Genomic DNA, 8,400 nt, shown 5'->3' on the forward strand with positions numbered 1-8,400 from the left:
CGGCTGTTGAGTCGGATGCGATCGACCGTTCGTCGCGGGTGGCCTCTGCCACCAGACCCGCCTCGTAAAGCAGCTCATAGCGCTGGAGCGCCAACTCTTCATTCCAGGGTCGGTCCTCGAACGCGAAAGCAATGGCAGCCCGCCGCCGTCGTTCACGGGCAATCGCAGCCTCCTCAACTGCAGCCGCCCAGGCAAGCAGACGCGGCTTCAGAACATCCGCAATCAGTTTCGGTGTTCCGAGGCGGTGGTCCTCCCACGGAAAATAATCGTACCAGCTCCGCCAGGCGCAGGCCGATGCGCCGGTGGCATGTTCCTTCCGGGTCAAAGCGAGATAGCTGATGGAAATGACGCGCTGCTGGCGCCCGTCGGCGCGGTCGCGATCAGCGAACGTATAGAGCTGCTCAATATAGCCGAGGGGATGACCAGTCTGCTGCTCGACCCACGCCCTAAGACCTGACTGCAGCGATCGATGCTCCAGCGCGAACGGCCCCGAGGGCAGGCAATCCCCCTGCCCGATGGTGAGGACCGCTGGTTCACCGTCATTGACGGACACGACAACGGCAATCAGCTCCGCTTCGACTTCTTTGGCCTTGGCGGCGGCCCTACCGTTGCGTGTTGCTTTTGGGCGATCGTCCATGGTTGCCTGGGTTGGGCAGAGTTTTCCCTGCGAAACATCCTAATCGATTTAACCAGCGTGTAACAGGCCATTCCGCCTGTCAACTCGGCTGCTCTATGAAAGGCTTAGACCTTCGGTCTACACCCGGCATGTTTCAGAAGCGACGTTCGCGGCACCTGACCCTGGGGCAGCACAAGTAAGCCGCGCTCGGCGGTCCGAGAGGCTCTGCCATTGTGGAGTGACCGGGGCCTCAAGTAACCCTGCACGGGGGCGGGAATCCTCGAAGATAGCGGGCGCCGGCTACGTGGCTCGACCCCACGTATTATTGGCAGAGATAGAGCTGCTATTCACCGCAAAAGACCGGGCAAAGCTTTGTCATTCGCGGTGCTGCCTTTCAATGACACGGCAGAACTCGGCGAAAATGCGACGCGGGGGATTGACTTCCCCTTATAGTCACTCGGATTATAATCGAACGCTCATAAAAGCCACGCTTCCGTCAGCGCCCAGGAGAAAAGTGAGCGGGGGCGGCGGTCGCTGATCTGCGCTTCGAGCGTTTTCCGCGGTGTAATCACACGATTGAGTTCGTGCTCGGATCAGCGATTGAGCCTGTGCACAATCCAAGCATTAACGTGCGCGAAGCGTGTTTGGCCGCCGTTATGTACAGTTTGTCCGAGTAGAAATGCGTAGTTGTCCAACTGTTAGTCCATAAAAGTGACATAAAAGCAACTTCTGATTAAATATCGTCTGAGGAATGCATTTATACGTTGCCTAATTGGGATAAAGCGCTCTTTCCATTCTTAATGATCAAAAGCGGCTCCAGCGCTGGTCCAGCCCCGTTGCTGCCAATGGGTTCAAACCCGATCGCTTTGAGGTCGCAAGTTCGCTCACCATCCGAAATCAACGCAGGACATAGCTGTTCGCCGAAACTTGAAGGGAGAGAGGGGTGTATCAGGGAAAGCCACGCACGGTCGGATTGAGTGAAAATTGGACGCCGATCGTGGAGTGCGCCCCTGCGGGTGGACAGATTGGGTTTGAAGGATTTACCAGTGCTGTCGGGTTTTCGGAGAGAGAACCATGGCAAGACACCGCAGCTACAGCATCACGTTCAAGCGTCAGGTTGTTCAGGAATATCTGTCGGGCGATACGTTTCACAGCTTGGCGCAACGGCACGACATCACCCGCACCCTGATCCGGATCTGGGTTGGCAAGTATGAAGCTGGCGGTTTGGATGAGGATGTGGCCTCAGCGGCTCTGATCACGGAATACGAGGCGCGGATTGCCGCGCTTGAGCGACTTGTCGGCAAACAGGCTCTGGAACTGGAGTTTCTAAAGGGGGCTCTGAAAAGCGCTCCGCGGCCGAGAAGCGGGATTACATCCGTCATCACCGGCCCCGTGGCCTCAGTGTCGCCGAAGGATGCCGGCTGATGGGCATGGCACGTTCGAGCTTCTATGACCGTCCCGAACGGCCGGCCGACGACACCGCCATCGTCGAGGCGATGGTCTCGATCTGCGACGAGTTCGAGTTCTACGGCTATCGCCGTGTGGGTGCGGCGCTGCGTCAGCAAGGCGTGGTCGTGAACCACAAGAAGATCCGCCGCCTGATGGTCGAGCATGACCTGCAGCCCAGGATGAGGCACCGATACGTCGCCACCACCGACAGCGATCATGACAGCCCGATTTTCCCCAACCTGGCCAAGGACGTCGTGCCGATGGGGTCGAACCAGCTTTGGGTCGCCGACATCACCTATGTCGCGCTGCCGGCTCGCTTCGTTTATGTCGCCATCGTCCTCGACGCATGGTCACGCATGATCGTCGGCTACGCCATCGGCCGATCGATCGATGCCCGCCTGACAATGGCTGCCTTGTGCGCCGCAGTCGAGCGCCGAACGCCGCCGCCCGGCTGCATTCATCACTCCGATCGTGGCTCCCAGTATGCCGCCGAGGCCTACCGGCAACTTCTGGCCGGCCATGGTCTGGCGGGCTCGATGGGCCGCAGAGGCAACCCTTATGACAATGCCAAGGCGGAGAGCTTTATGAAAACCCTCAAGGTCGAGGCGGTCTACCCGATGGCGCTCGAAACCTTCGAGGACGTTACAGCGCAACTTCCCCACTTCATCGACGAGGTCTACAACAAACGCAGGCTCCATTCGGCGCTGGGATATCTCAGCCCGCAGCAATTCGAGGATCAAAACATCCGACACACTGGCAAATCAGCGGCCTGATCAGTGTCCACCCGAAAGGGCGCACACCAATCGAGGGTCAGTTTTGGAAGCCGTTTGACACCCGAGGTTCGCAGGCGTCTGGCGCGCTATCGATGATTTTGGTGAAGGCGCCTTTAGTTGACGCCTTTCGATACTCAGGTCGCGGCCATCGACATAAGATGGATTGATTGGGGCACGGGCGAAGCTAACTCAAGATTTTCACTCTTGGTCGAATTTCAACATCCGCTGAAACCGCCACATTTTGTGAAATTGCGATTGACATATTTCAGTAGGTCAGCCATTTTCAGCGGATGCTGAAATCAGGCGACTCATTGAAAAGCATTGAGCATCAAGCTGCGGACGCTCTGCGGGCCGTCTTAAACGATATTCCGCCCGTTTCCATCGAGAATGTAGAGGTTGAAGCCGACGCTTTCGATCGCGAAATCGATATTCTTGCGTATATCAGCGCCTTCGGGCGCACACATATTCTCGTCTGTGAGGTCAAGTCGAGCGGACAGCCGCGCCACGTTCACTCGGGCCTACTCCAGGTGCGAAGGGCGGTAAACCACATAGGAAAAGGCGCAATTCCTGTGTTCATTGCGCCCTTTCTTTCTCCAGAAGCACAGGCTCTTTGCCAGGAAGAAAATGTGGGCTTCCTCGATTTCGAGGGAAATTGCCGGCTCGCTTTCGACGGCATATTTATTGAGCGTAAGGTTCCGACCCGACCCGCAATCGAACGCCGCGAGTTGAAGTCGATCTTCAAACCGAAGTCCGCGCAGGTTCTGAGAGTGATGTTGCGCGATCCACACCATCCCTGGCGCGTCACCGAGCTTGCGGAAGCAGCCGGTGTCAGTCTCGGCCACGTCAGCAATGTCCGCGCTGCGCTTGTGGATCGGGAGTGGGCGAAAATCGGCGACGATGGCATGTCGCTTTTTCGGCCGGCAGCGGTTCTGGACGCTTGGCGGAACTCTTATGAGCCGCCAGCGGGTGATCGCCAAACCTTCTACACTACCTTGCACGGCAAAGCGTTCGACCAGGTCGTTCGCGATGTGCTTGGTGCGTCGAATCGAATTGACCGAGCGATCCTCGCATCGTTCTCGGCAGCGCAATGGATTGCGCCATATGCTCGGGTAGGCAGCCAGTTCTTCTACGCAGATAGCGGAGGTCTCGACCGTCTGCGGCATGCCCTCAAGCTGTCGTCGGCGGCGAAGGGTGAAAACGTTGTGATCACGATCCTGAAGGATGAAGGGCCACTGCTTGATACAATCGAGCCGGCGCCCGGCGTCGTTTGCACAAGTCCTGTTCAAACTTACCTTGATTTGGTGATATCCGGGGAGAGGGGACAGGAAGCCGCTGACCATTTGCGGCAGGAGAAATTGCAATGGCTCCAGTAGTACCGCCCGATCCGCAATCGGCCGCCGACTACGATGACCGCACCACCGCGGCCGTGAAATCGGTTCTACTGGAAATTGGTCAGATACTCGGCAGTTTCAAAGGCAAGTTCGCCGTGATTGGCGGCGCGGTGCCTTGGCTCCTCCTAGAAAACGAAGAAATGCCGCATGTCGGAACTCTCGACGTCGATCTGGGCCTCGATACCGAGGCACTTGGAGATGGCGAATACGCCCGACTTGTCGAGGCACTTATGGGGAATGGGTATGAGCAGCGTGACGATCACCGTCTGTTCCAGCTTGTTCGGACAGTGCCTGTCGATGATGGTGGAGGTCCGATCGATGTGGTTGTCGACTTCTTGCGTCCTTTCGACGCCGTCTTCACAAAGAACAAACCGCCGCTGATCGAGCATTTTGCCGTGCAGCGGGCATCGGGTGCCGAATTGGCCTTACGCTTTTACAACCTCGTTGCGATTTCGGGCGAGATGCCGGATGGAGGCGCGAACCACGTCAACATCGCCGTCGCATCGATCCCCGCCCTCCTCGCAATGAAGGGCTACGCAATCGAGAACCGCCTGAAGAGGAAGGATGCATACGACATCTATTACTGCGTTCGAAACTATCCAGGTGGCCCCGATGCACTTGCCGCGGATTGCGAGCCGGTTCTCGCTCACAAGGAAGGCAAAGAGGGCTTCGGGTTTATTGCCGGCAAGTTCGAGGCGGTTGATAGTTTTGGCCCCACTAGCGTCCGCCAGTTCGTGCAGGACACCCAAATTCTCGGGGAACGCACCGCCGAACAATGGCAGCAGGATGCATTTGGTCAGGTCGATGCGTGGCTCCGTGCACTTGGCTGGAGAGAGTAGGTGACCGCGCTGCTGCCGTTCCTCGCTAGCAATTTTTCTTTTGGGAGTGCAGCGGGGTTGAAGCGCGTAGCTGAATATCCTGAATGCTACAATGACCGTCTATTTTATCACTGAATTGGACAACAGCCTTGCCGGCCGTCTTTATGTGAAGGTCGGACGCTCGCAGGCGGTCGATCGCCGCATAGCCAACCTGCAGACTGGCAATCGGCGTAGAGTTGCGTTGATGGGAGAAATTCGGACCGGATCGATTTCCGAAGACCGCGTGGTCGAACGGCGGTTGCACCTCATATTCGACCACAAGGCAGATTCGGGAGAATGGTTTTTCCTGTCGGCAGACGACGTTATTTCTGCCCTGAAGCTCTTTTCATCGAGGGCTTACATCTCTGTCGGACAAGATGCCTTTGAGATCATTTCCTATGATAGGGACGCGGTTCCGGAATATGCTAGTCCATGGCTATGGGGCGAGCTCGACTGCTATGAATTCTGTCCCAACTGCGGGTGGGCGGGTGGCTGGACCTACAGCGAGAACCATGGTGGCGACGTGTGCCTTGAGTGCGGGGTCTCGGAACGCACGTACGATGCTGATGATCAGGTCTAGCAGGATATACGCTACGAGCATACCGACCCGGGAAGCCGATGGTGGCCTCGTCCCCACTCGAGAGCTTGACCAGGAATGGTCTTGACGTTTGGCCGGCCGGTGCAGGTCGGACTCGCCCCGCACTAGCGGAACCGCGGCCGTTTAATTGCTATCGTCGGTGTCGGTACCAAAGTGGAGGGTTGGGCCGGTTCGGGCCGACTGACCGCGGCGCAGAAGGACCGAACAACTCAAGCTAGTATTGCGAAGAAATAGATGAAACAAATCCTGTGCGCATTGTTTCAAACCGATGCCCAACGTCTTGCGAGTAACATTTCTGGGTGGGGATCGGATGGCTGAATAGAGGGTGGGGCGGTATCGACTGATCCGTCGGATCGTAGGTGGGGACGCCAAGAGAGGAGTTCCTGATCTGTGGCAGGCCGAAGATGCTGGAGACCTATACTACGTCAAGCTCTGGAATAAACCGCCGTAGGAGACAGCTCCGCGATCCAGGCGCTCTGGAACCGCGAAGTTCGGGGGCTTATGCGGCTTCAGGGCTATCCTGGCGCCTCAGAGCTATTCGTCAAGCTTCGAGATCTTGACGCTGACGACAAACACTTCTTCGCTGTCCTCGACGGCGGTTCAATGGAGCAATCCGAAAACAACAACTCTAGTCCAACGCTAGTCGATCAAACATTCAATGACGCAGGGGGCCTATGGCGAGGAAATCGCGCTTCGATGTTGCATTCGCCGATCTGCATAGCGAATTCAAGGCGCGCACGAAGCGGCGTTTTCTCGACGATATTCGAGACCAGCTCGAGGAAGATCCCGAAATGGTGGAGATCCTTCGGAAATGGCGTGCCGCGCCACGCCTCTTCGCGGTATCATTCGATCGGTGGACAAATGACAATACCTTTTCCTATGGCTATTTCGCCCTCGTACTAGTCGCCCTCGACGCCATCGCCGGGGGCGCCGGTATCTACAAGCCGGTCAACCAACTTCGGGTGCTGCGTTGGAACGGCACAACGGCGGATATTCTGACCGTGCTTCGCTACCTCATACGGCTGAATCCCCAAATCCGTGCGCGTCGGTTGCTAGTCCTTCCTTATCCCTCTCCACCTGTCGGCCGGCGGATCGATCGAGCCATTTACCGTCGATGACCGCGATGAGGCCGAAGGCGGCATTTCGTACACGGCGTCCCAGCCGGATCAAAACGTTCGATGCATCGCCGCACCGGCGCGTGCAATTGCATATTCCGATTCATAGGATCAAGCTTCTTGTGGGTGGCGCCGCCCAGACGAGCATGGCAACATTGCGAAAATCCATGCCTCAGCCCGGCGCTTGCCGTGGGATCCTTTGCCGCCCGCGAACACAGTCGCCCGGAAATGGAGCGATTGCGGCTGGCATTTGATCAGTCAGCGGCAAACGCTGCCGCGAGTTCAGAGTAGTCTAGGTAGCACTTTGGGCCGGTCCCCTCGAACGGGCTCGCGAGTTCGAACCAAATATCCGTCGTCCCATGTTCATGATTTGTGCCTCGAAAGTCGCATAATGGCAGTCCGGAACCGCACTGCCATCGCCATGCAGCCATGTCTTTCCATCAGCCGCAGCCTAACCGGTCCCTCAACGCCAGAACACCACAGCCGCTATTCTTGACAGTCGCCTTATAAGTTATAAGTTAACACAGACTTTGGGCAGGGGACGCGTCACAGCGTTTGTTCGTGTCTGCGGAGTGCGCGTCTCGTGACCCTCACTACCTAGCTTGGAAGTCTATTTGTGGGCCGTCGAATGATGAGCAGCATCGCCGGGGGGCGTCGAGGGTTAACAGTGATATTTTCGCACAGCCGAATGCCGCAGTTCCACGATAAGAATTTTTCTGTGGCTCCACCTGACAATGGGTGTCTTCGAAGCTTACGATCGCAACGCCACTGGATGCCCGGGTTTCAACATCATCAAAGACTGTGTCTTGTCAGCGCCGGACCGCCGCGGTTCGTCGAGGCCATGACGCTTCGGGCGTGCTGGAGCTTGGTTTTCAGCGCGACTTACACTGACTGAACGCGGCGCAGGCTGCGTGCTCCGACATGCCTTTATCCGACCACCGGCGGCGCCACGCCCGTGAACACGATCGACGCGCGCAGTGAGCCACCCCACAACCGAATTGCGCGAGCCTTGCTGGAAGCGTGACAGCGCAACCTGGCTCGTTGGGCCAATCATTCATAAGGCTGAACCATGAGAGAAAAAGAGAGTGTCTATGTCGTAACCGGCGGCACGCATGGCATCGGCGCCGCCTGTGTCCGGCGCCTTGCCGAGCAGGAGAACGCGGCCGTCGTCTTCACGGGTCGCGACGAGGCTGCCGCACGAGAAATCGTATCCAGCCTCGCCAATGCACATTTCATCGCCTGTGATGTGCGCGACGAAGCCCAATGCCGAACGGTCATCAATACCGCGATGATGCTCGGTAACGGAAAGATCGCCGGATTGGTCAACAACGCCGGCATGACGGGGCGAGGGGCTTTTGAGACCGCCACCCTGAGCGATTGGGACGAGATCATGAGGGTGAATGCGCGCTCGTCGTTCGTCTTCACCAGCGCGGCGCTGCCAGGCCTGCGCGCGGCGCGCGGATCGGTGGTGATGATGTCATCGGTGGCCGGGCTGATGGGCGAGGAGGGTTTGGCCATCTACTCGGCCTCCAAGGCCGCGCTGATCGCCTTGACCTTGTCGCTGGCATTGGAGATCAGCGACGTTCGCTTCAATGCCGTCT

Annotated in this window: 7 protein-coding genes and 1 pseudogene; 7 read left to right on the forward strand and 1 reads right to left on the reverse strand. The window is 57.8% G+C overall.

Annotated elements, in window-relative coordinates; translation table 11 throughout:
- Positions 1–637 (reverse strand): annotated as a pseudogene (locus NKJ06_RS33095) (hypothetical protein); the annotation flags it as partial.
- Positions 638–1,690: 1,053 nt separating this feature from the next.
- Between NKJ06_RS33095 and NKJ06_RS33100 the strand changes: the two are divergent.
- From NKJ06_RS33100 to NKJ06_RS33130, 7 genes are all read left to right on the forward strand, one after another.
- On the forward strand, positions 1,691–2,041 hold the full coding sequence (locus tag NKJ06_RS33100) for a transposase (RefSeq protein ID WP_352536052.1): 351 nt from the start codon (positions 1,691–1,693) through the stop codon (positions 2,039–2,041).
- On the forward strand, positions 1,990–2,838 hold the full coding sequence (locus tag NKJ06_RS33105; protein ID WP_352812122.1) for an IS3 family transposase: 849 nt from the start codon (positions 1,990–1,992) through the stop codon (positions 2,836–2,838). Before NKJ06_RS33100 ends, NKJ06_RS33105 begins: the two co-directional genes overlap by 52 nt.
- Before the next feature lie 311 nt (positions 2,839–3,149).
- Complete coding sequence (locus tag NKJ06_RS33110; RefSeq protein ID WP_245263163.1) at positions 3,150–4,211, forward strand: type IV toxin-antitoxin system AbiEi family antitoxin; 1,062 nt, start codon at positions 3,150–3,152, stop codon at positions 4,209–4,211.
- Positions 4,199–5,068 carry a nucleotidyl transferase AbiEii/AbiGii toxin family protein gene (locus tag NKJ06_RS33115; protein WP_023685599.1) on the forward strand — a complete coding sequence of 290 codons (870 nt, stop codon included), beginning with the start codon at positions 4,199–4,201 and terminating at the stop codon, positions 5,066–5,068. Before NKJ06_RS33110 ends, NKJ06_RS33115 begins: the two co-directional genes overlap by 13 nt.
- A 91-nt stretch (positions 5,069–5,159) precedes the next feature.
- Positions 5,160–5,666, forward strand: a complete 507-nt coding sequence (locus NKJ06_RS33120) for a GIY-YIG nuclease family protein (protein ID WP_031204411.1) — start codon at positions 5,160–5,162, stop codon at positions 5,664–5,666.
- Positions 5,667–6,358: 692 nt separating this feature from the next.
- Positions 6,359–6,802, forward strand: a complete 444-nt coding sequence (locus NKJ06_RS33125; RefSeq protein ID WP_352592915.1) for a hypothetical protein — start codon at positions 6,359–6,361, stop codon at positions 6,800–6,802.
- Between the two features lie 1,066 nt (positions 6,803–7,868).
- A partial coding sequence (locus NKJ06_RS33130; protein WP_352812120.1) for an SDR family NAD(P)-dependent oxidoreductase occupies positions 7,869–8,400 on the forward strand: 532 nt, incomplete at its 3' end.

This window comes from Mesorhizobium sp. M0293 (assembly GCF_040321735.1).
Lineage (GTDB): Bacteria > Pseudomonadota > Alphaproteobacteria > Rhizobiales > Rhizobiaceae > Mesorhizobium.

Bases quoted from the DNA above. Each gene is read 5' to 3' on its own strand.
- NKJ06_RS33100 (WP_352536052.1), top strand. From the start codon at position 1,691: ATGGCAAGACACCGCAGCTACAGCATCACGTTCAAGCGTCAGGTTGTT.
- NKJ06_RS33115 (WP_023685599.1), top strand. From the start codon at position 4,199: ATGGCTCCAGTAGTACCGCCCGATCCGCAATCGGCCGCCGACTACGAT.
- NKJ06_RS33120 (WP_031204411.1), top strand. From the start codon at position 5,160: ATGACCGTCTATTTTATCACTGAATTGGACAACAGCCTTGCCGGCCGT.
- NKJ06_RS33125 (WP_352592915.1), top strand. From the start codon at position 6,359: ATGGCGAGGAAATCGCGCTTCGATGTTGCATTCGCCGATCTGCATAGC.